Below are 14,857 nucleotides of genomic sequence, written 5' to 3'. Positions count from 1 at the left end.
GCTACACCTCCTCGCTTATTAAGTAGTTCAGCCGTGACGAACATTGTGGATGTGGGCTTATTAATTGATTCATAAGGCTTTCCGGAATATTTTTCGGATACTTTCCAGCCCCTAAACCGTACGCATCGCGTCTCGCTAACTTGTAACACGTGTGCTTTGAATGATATCTGTGACGGTGACCATTATCAATAATTTGATAACCTGTCACAATTTCACTTTCTAAGCCATTATGTATAGTAGCTGCTCGGTATGCGTTAGTACTCTCAGAAACTGCTACACGCTCAACCTTCCATTTCTCATTGTCGTGTACTTCCTTTATCTTTTGAGAAATCATTGTAATGCTCTCGCCCTTTAATACAGATGGACGAATGATACTACTTAATCGGTCTCTCATATCTCCAGATAAATTCCATACACGATCAGACAGAACTAAGCCATCTTCACCAGGTCTTTTTATAACCCCTTGAATAATTTGCTTATTTACTGCAGTTATAGATTTCACGTCCAAACCTGCTTCTGATAATTTAAATGTGGTCCATTTCGACGTGTTTTCAATCAATGTATGGAATGATCGCTCTGCTTGTTTACGAAATTCTTTTTCGTATAAAGTAAGGTCTCGTAATAACGCATTTAACCTACTACGCTTCACGATTCCATCCTTTTGATAGTCATTCAATAAATCAACTAAAAACAAACGTATTAGGATAATGGCCTTTACGGTTTCAGAAACTTGTTTTTCGTGCTCCTCTTTAAATTCTTCGGAAATGGTATCGAGCGCTGCATCCATCTCTTGTTGAGAATCGCTCATGTAATCATCTCCCATCTGCCCGCTTAGCAAATGTTTGGTGAGTACCTTTTCCTCGTCTATACTTCCTGTACTTTTTAAGCGCGTCCGCTGATAACTTCTTATAATTTGCAAAGATCATCGATTTATCAACCGATTCTTCACCATCTGTATAAGAAAAATAGCGTGCTGCGTCTGCCGCAATCGATTCATAAGCAAATGACAGAGCAAGATAAAAAACAGCATTTGCGTTTAACTCTTCGGTTAATTCTGACTCAGTTTCGGCTTCAGACAACCAATTTCCGATGTCCTCCGGAGTTACTTTTGGAACTTTTGCTAACCGACTCCCCAGCCTTTCCGACACCTTCATTTGGCGTCACCCCCGTCACTGTATTTTGTTAAGGCATCATGATTCCTGCAGCTTTTAACTTTGCAATAAGGGCGTTTAAATCTTTTACGACACCCGCTACGTCAGTCGCTGTACTATCTGGTTGTTTATCAACCTTTTTAGGTATTAGAGCTACTTTTTCTTCAAGACCTTTAATAATAGTGCCAAGTGATGTGTCTTTCGCAATCGGCATCGATCTGTTTAAACGTTGTGCTTGATTTTCAGAAATAGACATGCATAAAACTCCTTTCAAAATACAAAAAAGGTAGCATACACGCTACCTTTTAAGCCATTGTTTTAGAGATATTTTCAAGAACAGCGATAGACTCTTTCGCATTCTTAACTTCAAAACCAAATTCCCCACGAATTACACGAGAGAAGTAGTCAGCACCATTTGGTGTAGCATCTTGATCATAAATCGGAGTTAAGTAACGTGCCTTTACTTTTTCTGTATCAAGAAGTAACGCACGATCTTTAGGCATATTTAAATCAACTACAACACTAGAAATCGCTCCACCTGGTAAATCCGATACAAATGATAAGATTTGGTAACCTGCCGCAGTATCTTGACGCGTAGTACGAATTGTATCGCCACCAAGTTTTGTGATTTGTCGTGCGATATTCGGTCCACATAGAATCGTATTTGCTGAACCACCTCGAGTAAATACTTGTTCTACAGCGTCATTTAAAGGTTTTGCCGCAATTTCGTTCCCTTTAAAGTCTTGCTTATGAGAACCTTCAATACCCGCAAATGCAAATAAACCACCTGTAGTACGAGGTTGTGTTGGAGAGCCAACATTTCTACGACCATAGATTAGAGAAGTGTTAGCTTCCCGAATCATCTCTTGTAAACGCAGGTTTACTTGATAATCTAATTCGTTTGATACGCCGTATGTGTTCACTTGTTGTTGTGTACGTGAAACAGATGCATATCTTGAAAAGATTTGTGAGAAGTTATGTGACACTAAACGGTCATTGATCTCATTCTTACGGAAAGCATCTTCACCTTCTGGTCTCGGTCTTGCTATGACTTTTAATTCACCACCAGCTGTAATTGCCTCCGCTTTCGTACTATCGTAACCACGTTGCACAGTGATTTTATCCGCGTTTTCATCGACACTTACTATACATAGCACTTCTAAGCCGTTTTGTACCAGAGCATTTTCAGTGAATTTACGAGCCTCGCCTTTTTCTAAAACTAGGTCCGTATCCCCAACAGCTGCAGCAGTTTTTACAATACCTGTATCAGAGTTTAAATAGTCGTTCTGCCATTCAAATTTAGTTTGTGTTAAAGCGTCTCCTACACCAATTAATCCGAAAAGAACAGGTGCTTTTGTAAGAATTAAATCCACATTCGCTTGCATTTGTCTTACTTGTTGTTGAAATTCGTACGTAGTTGGTACTGGCATATTTGTAGCCCCCTCAAATTTTTTAAATTAAAAAATCGCTGACTTTTAATCAACGATCCGTTATTTCTTCGATTTTGCTTCTAACAACTTGTTATAAATACGAGTTACCTCGCCCGCATACTTTGAATCTTTTAACGCTTTTGTTTTTGCTTCTTCCAGCTCTTTTTCTAAAGCAAGAATTTCATTCGCTCTCGGACTTGTTCCTGGATTCGCGCCACCAGCTGCATCTGCCCCCACAACTTTCTTGAACATCCAAGGTTTACTTTCCTTTAGCGCATTAACAGCCTCTTCAACTCCTTGATAATTACCATTCTCATCAAGTTGAATAGTCGACTTATCTAAAAGCGCCAATACGTCACCTGGATCATTTGCATCTAAAGCACGTGCAATGCTCTTAATTTCTGTATTCAGGATACGAGTATTTGCTTTCTCTTGCGCTTTTTGCGCTGCTTCGGAAGCTTCTAGTGCCTTTTTGTCAGCTTCTTCTTTTTCAGCCTGCAAGCGTTCAATTTCTGTCATTTCTTGCTTTTTACGCTCTTCTTCAGCTTTTTCAAATTCTGCTAATTTCGCTTTTACATTATCGTAGTCACCGTATTTCTCAGCGGATTTACTACGTTCACGTTCTAAGCGCTTCTTAACAATTTCGTCTAGTTCTTCTTGCGTAAAAGTTTTTGACAGGTCGTCAGTATCTCCAGGTTTTTTGTCCGGATCATCTCCAGAACCGCCATCATCAGAGAAAAACTGAAGATTTAATCGAAGTGGGAACTTAGGTGTTTTTTGTACTTGTTCTACAAAAAATTTTAATGCTGTAGCTTGTTTTGCGTATTCCATTTGCAAATCCTCCATTTTGAGCCTGTCGGCTATAATTTCCGAAAGTTTATAGCGCCATTTCGTAAGGCAAGTATTACTTTTCGTTATACGGATCCTGAGACTGTCGTTTCAACATCCGCTCTTGCATAATCTCCATAAACTTTTGTTCCGCATTTTCTTTACCACTTCTCGTAATAGCACCTTTAATTGATTCGATTTCGTTAGAAATTTCATCTCCTAACTGTTCGATAAGTGCTTTTTGATCTTGTGGTAACGGTAAACCGAAAATAATCTTGCTAGCATAATAGTTATCTACTTTTGCTAACATCGCTTTATCATATTTGAATTTTGGATCATCTTGTCTTGCTTTCATATAACGCAAAATATACTCATTTAAGGTTTGGAGGCGTGATTGCCATATAACCCATGAGCGTTGTGTTTTTGAAATGATATTACTGAATAAAAGCTGCACGGCCATGTCATTTATACCACCTGTATTCATATCAGCCGTATTCACCATTGGTACTTCTGCTTTTTCATGTAGGCGTTTTTGCAATCGGTCCAGATACGCTTCAATGGTTTCTTTAAATCGGAATCCACTTTCCAGCTTTTTAGCGCTTGGTTCACCTGCATCTTCAGCGCCGTCACCTAAATCCCATTTCGCACCTGGTGCTACTTGAAGTGGATTCTTTGGATCCTCGTCTACATTCGTTAGTAACGTAATGGCGAACATTTCAAAACGTAGCGCATCCGAGTAATCAGACATCTTTTTATCGATTTCGTCAGAAAGCTTAATCGTTTTTTCAAGCTCACTATAACCTGTAGTTCGCTTACTGAGCTTTTCAGTCGGCACTGGTACAACGGGAATAAAATCGATTCCCATTGATGAGCGCTCAACCCTATCCTCTTGTTTTTCTAAGTCACCGTTGTATACAGCCTCTTCAATTTCACAGTCGTACTCACCAGCTTCTTCATGCCAAACTAAGTAATACGATAATTTCCACATTTTCGTTTGATCTTCATCAAGCCATGCAATAAAATGAATCTCTTCCAGTTGGTCTATATCCCAGTCGCTATACTTTGCAATAACTTCTGTTGATGGATGCCAAATAATCTTAAATTCACCGCGACGTTTATCGTAATGAATCCGAGCATACACACCAGTTTTTGAAATAGCCCTGTCTTTTGCTGCTGCTAATAACTTCTCATGCATTCGGTTGTCATCCCAAACCCATGTTAATAACCGTTCCTTTGCCTTCGCTCTACTGTTTTCGCGTTGTTGCTCTTCACTAGGCTCATATCCTGATTGAATCATAAGAGCTGGATCGTCTATCACATCCGGAGGAACTGTGACTTTCGGTTCTTTTTCAAATTGCCACGCTGCAATCATGTTTACAATTTTTTGAGGATAATCAAGTTGTATTTTCGTAGGTTCGTAGTCGAGATTATCTGGTTTTTTATAATCAGACCATACGTTTAAGTCTCCTTCATAACGCTCATACAAACGAACCTCGGCCATCATTCGTGCCCACTCAGAATCACCAAGCGCGGTACGAACTGGCATTACAATTTCCACCGGATTCATAAAATTACGATCACCCTGTACTCTCATTCAAGCCCCTCCTTTCTCAATATCTTGAATTTCCTGTAGTTCCCGCTTTACGTCTTGCACGTTTATATGCAATAGAAAAAGCCATTTGAACTGCATCCGGACCGTCATCATGCGGATGCATCGGATACATTTCAAATTGCTCCAATAAAGCACGTAAATGTTTCATAAAACGCAATTTACCGCTCTGTATATCTGGTAATAACGACTCAATACGTAGTGCTTTTCGTGTACGCTGCTTAATTTGTTTTAAACGAGTCGATGACGGATATCCTTTCTTCTGCAACGCTTCCCCAACTTTCTCAGCAAACCACTCCTGTGCTTGTTGTGCCTCTACTGCGATTGATTCATATTGATATGCCAGCGTGTATTCTACAGCCTTTTCTAACAACGTATTTGGATGCACACGCTCCATAAAAATATCGATAATGTAGCACGTGCCTGTTTCCACGTTTTTGGCAAGTGTAACTACTACGCTGTAGTCACCTTTTTCTTTCCCCATTGCGAAATCGACAGCACCATAATATAAAAGGTTTTTATCTTTCAAATCTTCTTCAGTACAGTACGTGAAATATTTAGGTTTAAATATCTGTCTTTCCTCGTCTGTCGGGTTACATAAATACTCCTGGTTAAACGCTTTGGTACCGTCATCTTCCCTAATTTCCATCAGATCGATGTATGGGAAATGTGATGGCCATAACGTTTTTGTACCACGGAGCATTTCTTCTTTGTTCTGCTCATAAAATTGCCGAGCACGATCTGCTGAGTCTGGATCATCTACCTGACGAATCTCACGCCATTCTTGCCATAAGTCTTCGCGCTCTGACCATTTCAGAATTGCCGGGAATGACCTTGAGACGAAATCACGACGGTTTTTAATCACGTGATGCAATAAACTGTCGTAGCAAACGATGGTACCCATATAAATACAAGCACCTTCTTGACGACTCAAACCTGGAAGCAATTCTTCCTTGAACCAACGCTTATTTTTCGCAATTAAATCAACCGTCGCGGTATTTTCTTTACTCTCCAAGTCATCCAAAATATAGAGCTGAACCCTTTTAGAACCGTGGCGTAATCCACGTACTTGTGTCCCTATACCTTTTGCTTCGACTTTCGTGTTTGTTAAAGTCACAAACTCTTTATCGTTATCTACTTCATTTCGGCTCTTTTGCTCATGCAATAGAATACCAAAATCCCCACGTAGTTTTTCGTTGTACTTTAACTGATCACGTGCCCAAGATATAAAGTCACCAGCTACATCAGATGTTTCAGAAATCAAAACAATATACTGCTTTAATCGATACACGACTTGATGACACAAATAACCGTTACTCAGATAAGCAGTTTTCGCGTGACCACGTCCTACACTCCATGCTACTTTTTTCTTTTTCGCCCTACCTGTTGTGATGTCATCTAACAAGCCACATAAGGTTTCGTGAAATTCAGCCGCATCATCCATCGTTACTCCAGCTGGGATTAAGTTATCAGGATTTCCGGGATTTCCTTCTTCCGAGAAATACTCATACATGAAGTACAACATGTCATGTTCTCCACGATGTACCCTTTTTAACTTTTCTAGCTCATCAATGTCAGCAAGAAGTGTATCCATATAATATTCTGTAGCCTCGCCAGATTCGTACAACTCCTGTAATTTCTTTGCTCTTTCTGCTACAAGATTAATACGCTCCTGACGTTCTTGACGGGCTAACCATTTACCGTCTATATATGCCATGTAGCCCGCCCTCCTTTTACTCGCCTGTCAATTTTTTTAATTTCTGAAGCTGTTCTTCGATTTCTGCATTTGTACGAGTCGCATTTCCTAGATCACCCTCAATTACTTTCTTATCAGTCAGTAAACCGAATCGCTGCATATACAACTGCATAGCTTTTACACTCGGTTGCGGTCCCAAGATTAACTGCATTAACTTGCTGTACACCTGCTCACGCTTCTCTGCAAGGAAACTGTCAGCTACTTCGCTCTTGAAGGCGATAAAGTCCTGATTCTTAGTTCGCCACTCCCAAAGTGTCGTTCGATTGATACCAAGTTCGTTCGCCATCTCATCTTGCGTCCTTTTTTCCTCGTTGTTCGATTCCATCAACTCGTTTTCTACTAACAAATACGCCGCTTGGATTTGTTTAGCGGTGAGTTTCTGCTTTAATTCGTCTAACTTAGCCATTCTCTCGCTCCCCTTTCTTCGTGAAATGGAAAAAGGCAACCGATTTAGTATCGATTGCCTTGAAATTCGTATGATTTGTATACACTCATATATTTATATCTTGCTGTTCTTTAATTAAAGTACTAATGAAATCTAAACCAAGCAAACCACTGACCTTGTTTATTTTTAGTTACAAAAATTTGTCTATGTGATGCATCATACGCTGGTAAATACTGCGGAAATAATACTTCTACGAACCAGGAGTTCTTTGCTACTTTCTCTCCACAGTAATGTTTAGCCATCGCATAATAAGATTCGGGATGTGGTCCCTTTGGAAGATATGCTATTGTTTCTATCTTCCAACCTTTATAATTCTCACCCTTATAGACTTGTGGAATAATTGTATTCAGTGCTTCAATTAAGCCCTCATCGGAGCTTACATGTCCTCCTACCCCTTGTGGCTTAGGACATGTACCATTGTTAATTAAAAATGGTACATCTTCGTGTGTTAAAGCAAATGATTCTTGAGAATACATAGAAATCCCTAATATGCTCAGCAAAATAATAACCTGTAAATATTTCATTTCATCACTCCTACATAGTTATCATTCGCTAGGAAAATCAATCCAATACCTCATTTTCACGATATGAATGTGAGCTTTTTACGTATCTCTTGTATAGCCCCCTGAGTTTAAAAATTCTGGCGGAACGTTACGAGCGTCTGCCAGCCCCTCACCAGATTTGACCTCCCCCGGGGGATTAAAACAAAACCAAATGTTTAATAATCTAAAATACCTATTTTGAATAACGATGAATATTGTATTAAAAATGACTGCCTATAACATTGGTTATGTAAACTACATTTAAGATTAATCCATTGGTATCAATGATTCTTTCTTTTTTCACTACGTAACCAATATACATTTATTATACATCGTTGTTATATCAACGTTTATAAGTCACACATACAACCTCTGTCGGCCTAATTAATGCATAAACTTCACCTTATTAACTACCTAGACATTGGATCAAGACCCCCTGAGTTTCGAAGTGCCTTCTTCTTCAGGAGAGAGCGACTGGTGAAATTACCCTAAGGTTTCTCTTTCGCGTTGCCTACAGTTCATAGTATGTTATACAGCTTCTCCTATTTCCTACTTACTATATGTAACACAATGAACCAAATCCAACGGACATAAAAATAGCCATGATACCCTCATCACGGGCCTCATGGCTATGCGTATTATTTAGTACTGGAGTAGGACACAAATTCACCATCCTAACATAAATTGTACCTACAGCAGGTACCTCTTGTCAAGCTCCGTACAACTTTTTTATCAGTTTCTTCATACCAACCATATCACCGTTAATGGTCATGTGTAATATGTCCACGGCTTGTTTACAGCGTGTATAGTATACAGTCTCTGTTATGTTCATCGTACGCAGTGTATTCTTCCTCGGAATCTTCGCCACATACCGCGCCAATACGATATACTGCATGTTCTTCGGTAATTGTTTAATCGCTTGATCCAGCACAATCTTATTCAATCGTCCATCGCTTTTCCCGTCCTGTGCACCAGGTCCAGTAAAGCTAGGTGGTGCATCAGGGAACCGATCACCTACAGCCAGTGATTCGTAATTCTCCAGCCATAGTCGTATTGTCTTCTTTGAAACATAACCATCAATTCTGGTCATCTCCGAACCTCCTGACTCAGAAAATCAAACCCCTAAAACGAAAACCTTAAACCATTAATAGTATTACATACTATATAACTATTAATAAATAATACTATATATATAATATATAATTATTAGTTTTATATTTATATTATATATATAAGGTATATTTTTTTAAGGGGGGGTTCTTTTTTATTTTGTTTTTCTTTTTTAAGTACTGTAGTGTATTAGACCCCCTCTTAAAAACTTTTCTTTTATATATTTTTATTCTCGTGTTAACAGCTGTGAATCTCCGAATCTCGAAACACGTGCCACGTCACTTTAATTACACTGTTCTCGCTAGTCAATTCCTTCTTTTCTCAGTAGTTAGCTAGTAATTACATTGTCTTTAGTATGAAACATTCAGTAACAATATCCTATATAGCCATAGCATTTTTTTACTTGATTGAAGGTTATTGCTTAGCTATTAAATAAAATGCTATTTTCCTTGGAGCATCTACTAGATTTTGCACAGTCATGTACCAATTATTTTGATCTTTAGGATAACTCTCAACTAAAATAGCATTACCTGAATTCTGTATTCCATATCCTGCACTTATAACTTTCAATGGTCCAGCGTGAATAGACACAGGCAATATTTGGCGTGCTCCTATACTTCTATTTTCCCATGCAAATCGGTAAAAACCGTTCCCCAAATCATCACCTTGAAATCCCATACCTGATTGAGGTAATTCTAAATCAATTCTATATTCACTTTTCAGTTCATTATTAGTGGGGTATGTTTGATGTTGAATTTGATTATTATTAAAACCAATATCATTGAAATTACTTGAATCAAATATATTATTTCTACCTGCATGATAATAAGGGTTATTAGGACCTACATTGGGAACAGCATTCGGATACATCACATCTTGATTTGGATTCCAGTAATTATTATACATAATTATCCACTCCTAAAATTTATTTACAATTTTCATGATATTAATTATCACTATCAAAGTGCTTAACGCTTATTAAAAGAGGCTTAATTATGATACTAGAGCCCACCGAATATTATCTTTTTTTGAATTTATCTAGCATTCGAAACACGTGCCACGTCGCTGTTGTCTCATACCCACGTAGCACCGACTTTCCAGCTAAGAGAAACTGTTCCTCAGTCACTTTCGTAATCAATCCTTCTCCGGCATATACATTGCCCTGCTCTGTCTCGATATTCACATCACGTAACTGGTTCGTGGCTACAAATTCACTTACCCCATAATCCACAACATGGAGACTCCAGGTGAGCTTACTCGTAACAACTCCTTCTTGTACCGTCACATACCCATTGTAAAACGGAACCTCTACACCATCGATTTCTAAATTCCTTATTTCCTCAGATGTCATGTTCCTTACTCCTTGCGGCCACACGTTCCACGAATTTCAGTTGTTGTTCAATATACGGGTCATCCTCTTTCCCACCACTTACAACCCAATCCTTAATCCGGTTCGTTACATCTTCTAAAACGATCGCCGGTACTTGTGGGGCTAATTCCGTGATACGCTTTATATAATCCATTTACGTCCCTCCTAAAAACAAATTATCCAATTATTCAAACCAAATAATGACTAGCCCTTATAATTTTCTGGTATTATTAAAATACTGGTATATATTTTACATTTTAAGGAGCAATAATTATGGTCAAAATCACAGAGCATGTTTCGGTTTTCTTAAATAACAAGTTAAACAGTATAGTTTATTTACACGGGAAAGATACCTTTAATCGATATACAGGTTTTTACGGTAACGTTCCATCCCCGTTAAAGGAGATTTTTTCTTTTTTTCATTCTGAATTAAATCAACTATTCAGCCATTTGAATGTCAGGTTATCGACTGGACATTATACGGCCCAAGAAAGTAGAAATCTTATTGGGTATATCAATGCGATTAACAAGTTTCAAGTAGATTTGTCTACTACCGAAGTAGCATTTAATCTATGCACTTATTACAAACGCACAATTAATGAATGCCAAGAATTTCTTAAACCCAGTGGTGGTAGCCACATCCCTGCAGATTTTGAGTCTGTAAACATAATAGAAATGGGTCCAATATTCGAATTGCAAACCGGTATATCCGTTACTAGATCCGGCGCATCAATTCCATTCCGTTTAAAGACAATTGGTGAAGGATCCTACGCGACAGTTCATAAATATAAGGATACATTTTACAACCAGTTTTTTGCTGTAAAAAAAGCTCGTAAAAATTTAAATGAAACCGAATATGATAGATTTCGTACTGAATTTTTGGAAATGCGTAAATTAAAGTCGCCTTATATTTTAGAAGTTTACAAATTTGATGACGAGAATCGTCAGTATATAATGGAATATGCAAATGACTCATTGCATTCTTACATCCTAAAAAATAACAATTCCATGACTTTTTCACAAAGAAACAGTTTAATCCAACAAATTTTCAAAGCTTTCATATATCTTCACGAAAAGGATATTTTGCACAGAGAAATTAGTCCAACAAACATTTTAGTTAAAACTTATGAGGATACTGAAATCATTAAAGTTTCCGATTTTGGTTTAGTAAAATTAGAAGACAGTCAACTTACAAACCAATATACAGAACTAAAAGGTGTATTCAATGACCCTCTACTAGCGGAAGTTGGATTTTCAAATTATAAAAAACACCACGAAATTTACGCTTTAACCAGGCTGATTTATTTTATTATTACTGCAAAAATGCAAATAAGTACTTACCCAAACACACATTTCCAAGGCTTTGTTGCTAAAGGAATTAATCGCAATATTGAAGAACGGTACAAAAGTGTACAAGAAATGCGTGAATCCTTTAGTCAAATCGTTTCTACTGTCAGGTACTTTAGTAAACAATAGTTTTCTTTACACCCTTCTTCGCTAAAAACTGCCTTGCGTTATCCGTAAGTCGGTAATAGTAAACATGCTTATCATCTTTTGTGACTTGCTCCAGTAGACCTAACTGAGAGAGTTGTCCCAGCCACGTATCAAACTGCGTAGCTGGGATTTCTCCTCCTGCCTGGTGCATCGCTCGTAAGATGGCTTCCGAACCTTTCACTCTATACCACGTGATTTTACGATTTCCAGTGCTTGTTGCTCCGTAAAACCTTCCGAAACAAGTGCATCAAAACGCACCTTATATACTTTAGACATCTCACGCTGCATACGCATTTGCATCGGTAACGCCTTTACAAAGTTATCCAAAATCATTTCCAGCTCGATATTTGTATATTGTTTATTAGGTTCGCTCATCTTATCACCCCTTCAAATATGCTTCGAGTTCCGCTAATACCTGATCAACCCCTTCAGGACTTAACACGAGTTTACCGCCAGCTAGTTCAATATTTTCTTCTGAAACCTCGCCTGTAATTTGGCAAGAGTTATTAGGATTATATTTTTGTAGAATAATAGATTCACCATCTACGAAAAACTCCATAGGGTCCTTTACCTGGATACCTAATGTACGGCGTAATTCCATTGGAACCACAATACGCCCTAGTGAATCAATGTTACGAATAATACCTGTTGATTTCATTTCCCTTCAGCTCCCTTATCTTTCTCATATTCGAACTTGATCGCAGAAACATGCTGCATATTCACAATTCCCGTAATACGACCGTTATCATCGTAAGTATCTATCGCATTTCCTTCCGCAAATAACTCCCCTTCTAGCTTTTTGTATCCTTCAAAAATAAAATCGGCTTCCTCTACAGTGTGTACAGAACCGTCAACTGTTTTAATTACCGCTCTCATATCTTCCATCTCCTTTTCCTTACTTCTTAATCGTTTCTATAACGCTAGCTAAACCAAAGAATATTACACAGATAGACTACGTTGTCCAAATCGGATAATCATATATAATTTTCATCCAATCACCCCTAGTCTTTATTAATAAGAATCACAGCCGGGCCCTCAACCGTAATACCGGCTACTTCAATCTTTTCATGTGGACTTACTTGCACCGTTGTGACACCTGCACGTGTTTCCAGCTCTTCACTTATGTTTTTTGTAGGTATATTCTTCATCTTTACTCACCATCCAAAATAATACTGTATTCATCATTAGCTACGTAAAAATTACCAAATGCATCGCGTTCAGGGAATCCGTTTTTCGTTGCCTGTACTATCTTGAGTTTCGCATTACATTTATGACATTTCGTGAATTTGTTCTCCTTGTACTCGTATTGATTCCCACGATTTCCGCACATGCAGCACTCATAGCGTGTACGATATCTCGGATTTCCTTCTTTGTCATATTTAATACCTGTTTTCCAATGAATCGGATCGGCTTCTTCTTTTTTCGTGATCTTTGCTATCTCTTCCATAGGAAACGAGCTACGATTCACTTCTACTATTGGTAGTTTACGAGTTTGCTTATCCGTGGTCATCTTAACAGCCGATTCCTGAATCTGTTCATGCGCAACACCTAAATCTACAGCCTTATGAACTTCCGTTTTTGCCATCGCAGTTCCTAATGCTGAGACATCCACTTCTGGTGGGTGTAGATTAATAGTTTCTACAAGTTCCGCTGCTGTATTGATAAATGAAAGTTCATCTGTTTCTTTTTTTAATCTTAGATTGGCAGGCTCCGCATCAGAGTCATAAAATTCTACATTTGTTTTTTCGGGACGTTTAAGTAATAAATACTGATACCCTACAAAACTGGAGATACCACCACGAATGTTATTTTTAATAAAGTCGAAAAAGACTGTAGTTAATGCGTTTACGTTTGCTTCTTTATTTAAACGATCGAGTCCGTATTCATAAAGCATTGCGTGAATAGCCTCATGAAGTACGTTTTTCATTTGCCCTTCATGCTTCGCTACATTGTCCGAAATCTTGATTTGTTGTTCGTGATACGTTACTTCAGCAATTCTTACTTCTCCGTTTTCTCTTTCTTCAAGCCATCCTTTTACGACTTCCACATCATAAGGTATACTACCAATCATCAATTGTTTAGGTATACTCATATAACTTCAGCCCCCTTTATTTTGGTAAATCATTTTCAATTTCCGTTCGTAATTTATCTCGTAACCACTTAAACTCTAAATCCTTTTTATCGATTTTCTCCTGGATCACTTTTGCATGTTCCTTCGTATAACATGTACGGAAACCGTTGTATAATTTCGAAATTTCTTTCTGTAGCTGTCTCATTTCACGGTTCGAAAAATAACTTACAAATTCCGTTTTACAGCTTGGACAAATGAAGTAGTACTTGTCCACACGGTTCGATAATCGTGCTGTAAGTATCTGGACACGAAACACGTGCTCACATGCTTCACATTTCGCTTTTACTGGTTTCATTGTTTTGGATGCTCCTTTCTTTCAAAGGATTTTTTTGTTTGGTTTCTAACAAACTTCATCTTTAATTTTTCTGGTTTTAATGAACCTCTAGACGAATACACCATATACTAATTTAAATACGTTCTAGGAAAGCAGGTGTGTACTATGCCTTCTGTCGTTGGAAATCTTGTCGTTCAAAACAGTAATGGTGCTTTCAATTTAGGGGATTTTTATAACGTATCTCCAAAAGAGAATACAAAATCTTATAATGGTTCAGGGGCATCAAATGTTTCTTTTGTTGTTAATACCTTTAACGGTGTTAGTGCAACGAATACATTTGATTCTGATGTTGCTGATCAAGATCAAGTTGTATCAAGTTAAAATTATTTTTTCCCTCTCCCCCTTGAATAAAACTCGATATTCCGTCAATACTGTGCATAGGCGATAGCCAAAACTCATATTAATGAACCTCTATCAGCAGTAGTTCCCTGACCCCAGCAGTTAGCTTTTGCTAGCTGCTCTTTTAATTACACATTTTTGTCTTAACACTCATATATTATTGAGAATTAAAAAATCATTTCATGTATAAAGGGAAAGTATTCTTTTTCATTACTCCACTCCCTCTTTAAATACCACTGTTTGAATAAGGTTTTTAAAGAGGGAATACATTTAAAAATCTTGGTTACACTGTAAACAGGCTCGTGAATAGCCAATTTTA

The 14,857-nt window shown here is 37.9% G+C and carries 22 protein-coding genes; 2 read left to right on the top strand and 20 right to left on the bottom strand.

The features are described from left to right. Position 1: 1 nt before the first annotated feature. The 13 genes from D1166_RS24720 to D1166_RS24660 form a co-directional block, all read right to left on the bottom strand. Complete coding sequence (locus D1166_RS24720; RefSeq protein WP_118043462.1) at positions 2-808, bottom strand: hypothetical protein; 807 nt, start codon at positions 806-808, stop codon at positions 2-4. A 4-nt stretch (positions 809-812) separates the two neighbouring features. Continuing rightward, entirely contained in the window at positions 813-1,154 is a 342-nt protein-coding gene (locus D1166_RS24715; protein WP_118043461.1) for a hypothetical protein, read from the bottom strand. A gap of 28 nt (positions 1,155-1,182) precedes the next feature. Further along, on the bottom strand, positions 1,183-1,407 hold the full coding sequence (locus D1166_RS24710; RefSeq protein ID WP_118043460.1) for a head fiber protein: 225 nt from the start codon (positions 1,405-1,407) through the stop codon (positions 1,183-1,185). Between the two features lie 49 nt (positions 1,408-1,456). Further along, positions 1,457-2,581: an SU10 major capsid protein gene (locus D1166_RS24705; RefSeq protein WP_118043459.1), complete on the bottom strand. Its 1,125-nt coding sequence runs from the start codon at positions 2,579-2,581 to the stop codon at positions 1,457-1,459. A 60-nt stretch (positions 2,582-2,641) separates the two neighbouring features. Beyond that, on the bottom strand, positions 2,642-3,412 hold the full coding sequence (locus D1166_RS24700; protein WP_255422596.1) for a phage scaffolding protein: 771 nt from the start codon (positions 3,410-3,412) through the stop codon (positions 2,642-2,644). A gap of 73 nt (positions 3,413-3,485) precedes the next feature. Further along, complete coding sequence (locus D1166_RS24695; protein WP_118043457.1) at positions 3,486-5,003, bottom strand: phage portal protein; 1,518 nt, start codon at positions 5,001-5,003, stop codon at positions 3,486-3,488. Positions 5,004-5,019: 16 nt separating this feature from the next. Continuing rightward, a complete protein-coding gene (gene terL, locus D1166_RS24690; protein ID WP_118043456.1) occupies positions 5,020-6,735 on the bottom strand; it encodes a phage terminase large subunit in 1,716 nt (571 codons plus the stop codon). Between the two features lie 16 nt (positions 6,736-6,751). Further along, the gene (locus D1166_RS24685) at positions 6,752-7,180 is read right to left on the bottom strand and encodes a phBC6A51 family helix-turn-helix protein (protein ID WP_001086032.1); all 429 of its coding nucleotides are present in this window, start codon (positions 7,178-7,180) and stop codon (positions 6,752-6,754) included. Positions 7,181-7,302: 122 nt separating this feature from the next. After that, positions 7,303-7,743: a hypothetical protein gene (locus tag D1166_RS24680; protein ID WP_118043455.1), complete on the bottom strand. Its 441-nt coding sequence runs from the start codon at positions 7,741-7,743 to the stop codon at positions 7,303-7,305. Positions 7,744-8,470: 727 nt separating this feature from the next. Continuing rightward, positions 8,471-8,851: a hypothetical protein gene (locus D1166_RS24675; protein ID WP_118043454.1), complete on the bottom strand. Its 381-nt coding sequence runs from the start codon at positions 8,849-8,851 to the stop codon at positions 8,471-8,473. A 434-nt stretch (positions 8,852-9,285) separates the two neighbouring features. Next, on the bottom strand, positions 9,286-9,777 hold the full coding sequence (locus D1166_RS24670) for a hypothetical protein (protein ID WP_118043453.1): 492 nt from the start codon (positions 9,775-9,777) through the stop codon (positions 9,286-9,288). 112 nt (positions 9,778-9,889) lie between these two features. Continuing rightward, positions 9,890-10,222 carry a hypothetical protein gene (locus tag D1166_RS24665; protein ID WP_118043452.1) on the bottom strand — a complete coding sequence of 111 codons (333 nt, stop codon included), beginning with the start codon at positions 10,220-10,222 and terminating at the stop codon, positions 9,890-9,892. After that, on the bottom strand, positions 10,212-10,394 hold the full coding sequence (locus D1166_RS24660; RefSeq protein ID WP_118043451.1) for a DUF6877 family protein: 183 nt from the start codon (positions 10,392-10,394) through the stop codon (positions 10,212-10,214). Before D1166_RS24660 ends, D1166_RS24665 begins: the two co-directional genes overlap by 11 nt. A 119-nt stretch (positions 10,395-10,513) precedes the next feature. On the opposite strand from D1166_RS24660, the gene D1166_RS24655 reads away from it, so the two are divergent. After that, positions 10,514-11,716 (top strand): protein kinase family protein, encoded by a 1,203-nt coding sequence (locus D1166_RS24655; protein WP_118043450.1) that lies wholly within the window; start codon positions 10,514-10,516, stop codon positions 11,714-11,716. On the opposite strand, the gene D1166_RS24650 is transcribed toward D1166_RS24655, so the two are convergent. The 7 genes from D1166_RS24650 to D1166_RS24620 all read right to left on the bottom strand — a co-directional run bounded on the left by D1166_RS24650 (position 11,703) and on the right by D1166_RS24620 (position 14,160). Beyond that, entirely contained in the window at positions 11,703-11,885 is a 183-nt protein-coding gene (locus D1166_RS24650) for a hypothetical protein (RefSeq protein ID WP_165851673.1), read from the bottom strand. The two genes, D1166_RS24655 and D1166_RS24650, sit on opposite strands and share 14 nt — an antisense overlap. 26 nt (positions 11,886-11,911) lie before the next feature. Beyond that, entirely contained in the window at positions 11,912-12,109 is a 198-nt protein-coding gene (locus D1166_RS24645; protein ID WP_118043448.1) for a hypothetical protein, read from the bottom strand. A 4-nt stretch (positions 12,110-12,113) separates the two neighbouring features. Next, the gene (locus tag D1166_RS24640; RefSeq protein WP_118043447.1) at positions 12,114-12,392 is read right to left on the bottom strand and encodes an AbrB/MazE/SpoVT family DNA-binding domain-containing protein; all 279 of its coding nucleotides are present in this window, start codon (positions 12,390-12,392) and stop codon (positions 12,114-12,116) included. Then, entirely contained in the window at positions 12,389-12,610 is a 222-nt protein-coding gene (locus tag D1166_RS24635; RefSeq protein ID WP_078993300.1) for a hypothetical protein, read from the bottom strand. The genes D1166_RS24640 and D1166_RS24635 overlap by 4 nt, the downstream gene beginning before the upstream one ends. A 125-nt stretch (positions 12,611-12,735) precedes the next feature. Beyond that, the gene (locus tag D1166_RS24630) at positions 12,736-12,882 is read right to left on the bottom strand and encodes a BC1881 family protein (protein WP_079245409.1); all 147 of its coding nucleotides are present in this window, start codon (positions 12,880-12,882) and stop codon (positions 12,736-12,738) included. 2 nt (positions 12,883-12,884) lie between these two features. Further along, the gene (locus D1166_RS24625) at positions 12,885-13,826 is read right to left on the bottom strand and encodes a hypothetical protein (protein WP_098943290.1); all 942 of its coding nucleotides are present in this window, start codon (positions 13,824-13,826) and stop codon (positions 12,885-12,887) included. A 16-nt stretch (positions 13,827-13,842) separates the two neighbouring features. Then, positions 13,843-14,160 (bottom strand): transglycosylase, encoded by a 318-nt coding sequence (locus tag D1166_RS24620; RefSeq protein WP_098943292.1) that lies wholly within the window; start codon positions 14,158-14,160, stop codon positions 13,843-13,845. 144 nt (positions 14,161-14,304) lie between these two features. On the opposite strand from D1166_RS24620, the gene gerPF reads away from it, so the two are divergent. After that, a complete protein-coding gene (gene gerPF, locus D1166_RS24615) occupies positions 14,305-14,520 on the top strand; it encodes a spore germination protein GerPF (protein WP_061884034.1) in 216 nt (71 codons plus the stop codon). Positions 14,521-14,857 lie beyond the last annotated feature (337 nt).

Source organism: Bacillus sp. ISO11 (genome assembly GCF_003458115.1).
GTDB lineage: Bacteria > Bacillota > Bacilli > Bacillales > Bacillaceae_G > Bacillus_A > Bacillus_A cereus.
This window is presented reverse-complemented; position numbering and strand designations above follow the sequence as displayed.

Excerpts from the sequence above, each read along its gene's own strand:
- D1166_RS24720 (WP_118043462.1), bottom strand. The coding sequence starts at position 808 with ATGAGCGATTCTCAACAAGAGATGGATGCAGCGCTCGATACCATTTCC.
- D1166_RS24715 (WP_118043461.1), bottom strand. The coding sequence starts at position 1,154 with ATGAAGGTGTCGGAAAGGCTGGGGAGTCGGTTAGCAAAAGTTCCAAAA.
- D1166_RS24710 (WP_118043460.1), bottom strand. The coding sequence starts at position 1,407 with ATGTCTATTTCTGAAAATCAAGCACAACGTTTAAACAGATCGATGCCG.
- D1166_RS24705 (WP_118043459.1), bottom strand. The coding sequence starts at position 2,581 with ATGCCAGTACCAACTACGTACGAATTTCAACAACAAGTAAGACAAATG.
- D1166_RS24700 (WP_255422596.1), bottom strand. The coding sequence starts at position 3,412 with ATGGAATACGCAAAACAAGCTACAGCATTAAAATTTTTTGTAGAACAA.
- D1166_RS24695 (WP_118043457.1), bottom strand. The coding sequence starts at position 5,003 with ATGAGAGTACAGGGTGATCGTAATTTTATGAATCCGGTGGAAATTGTA.
- terL (WP_118043456.1), bottom strand. The coding sequence starts at position 6,735 with ATGGCATATATAGACGGTAAATGGTTAGCCCGTCAAGAACGTCAGGAG.
- D1166_RS24685 (WP_001086032.1), bottom strand. The coding sequence starts at position 7,180 with ATGGCTAAGTTAGACGAATTAAAGCAGAAACTCACCGCTAAACAAATC.
- D1166_RS24680 (WP_118043455.1), bottom strand. The coding sequence starts at position 7,743 with ATGAAATATTTACAGGTTATTATTTTGCTGAGCATATTAGGGATTTCT.
- D1166_RS24675 (WP_118043454.1), bottom strand. The coding sequence starts at position 8,851 with ATGACCAGAATTGATGGTTATGTTTCAAAGAAGACAATACGACTATGG.
- D1166_RS24670 (WP_118043453.1), bottom strand. The coding sequence starts at position 9,777 with ATGTATAATAATTACTGGAATCCAAATCAAGATGTGATGTATCCGAAT.
- D1166_RS24665 (WP_118043452.1), bottom strand. The coding sequence starts at position 10,222 with ATGACATCTGAGGAAATAAGGAATTTAGAAATCGATGGTGTAGAGGTT.
- D1166_RS24660 (WP_118043451.1), bottom strand. The coding sequence starts at position 10,394 with ATGGATTATATAAAGCGTATCACGGAATTAGCCCCACAAGTACCGGCG.
- D1166_RS24655 (WP_118043450.1), top strand. The coding sequence starts at position 10,514 with ATGGTCAAAATCACAGAGCATGTTTCGGTTTTCTTAAATAACAAGTTA.
- D1166_RS24650 (WP_165851673.1), bottom strand. The coding sequence starts at position 11,885 with ATGCACCAGGCAGGAGGAGAAATCCCAGCTACGCAGTTTGATACGTGG.
- D1166_RS24645 (WP_118043448.1), bottom strand. The coding sequence starts at position 12,109 with ATGAGCGAACCTAATAAACAATATACAAATATCGAGCTGGAAATGATT.
- D1166_RS24640 (WP_118043447.1), bottom strand. The coding sequence starts at position 12,392 with ATGAAATCAACAGGTATTATTCGTAACATTGATTCACTAGGGCGTATT.
- D1166_RS24635 (WP_078993300.1), bottom strand. The coding sequence starts at position 12,610 with ATGAGAGCGGTAATTAAAACAGTTGACGGTTCTGTACACACTGTAGAG.
- D1166_RS24630 (WP_079245409.1), bottom strand. The coding sequence starts at position 12,882 with ATGAAGAATATACCTACAAAAAACATAAGTGAAGAGCTGGAAACACGT.
- D1166_RS24625 (WP_098943290.1), bottom strand. The coding sequence starts at position 13,826 with ATGAGTATACCTAAACAATTGATGATTGGTAGTATACCTTATGATGTG.
- D1166_RS24620 (WP_098943292.1), bottom strand. The coding sequence starts at position 14,160 with ATGAAACCAGTAAAAGCGAAATGTGAAGCATGTGAGCACGTGTTTCGT.
- gerPF (WP_061884034.1), top strand. The coding sequence starts at position 14,305 with ATGCCTTCTGTCGTTGGAAATCTTGTCGTTCAAAACAGTAATGGTGCT.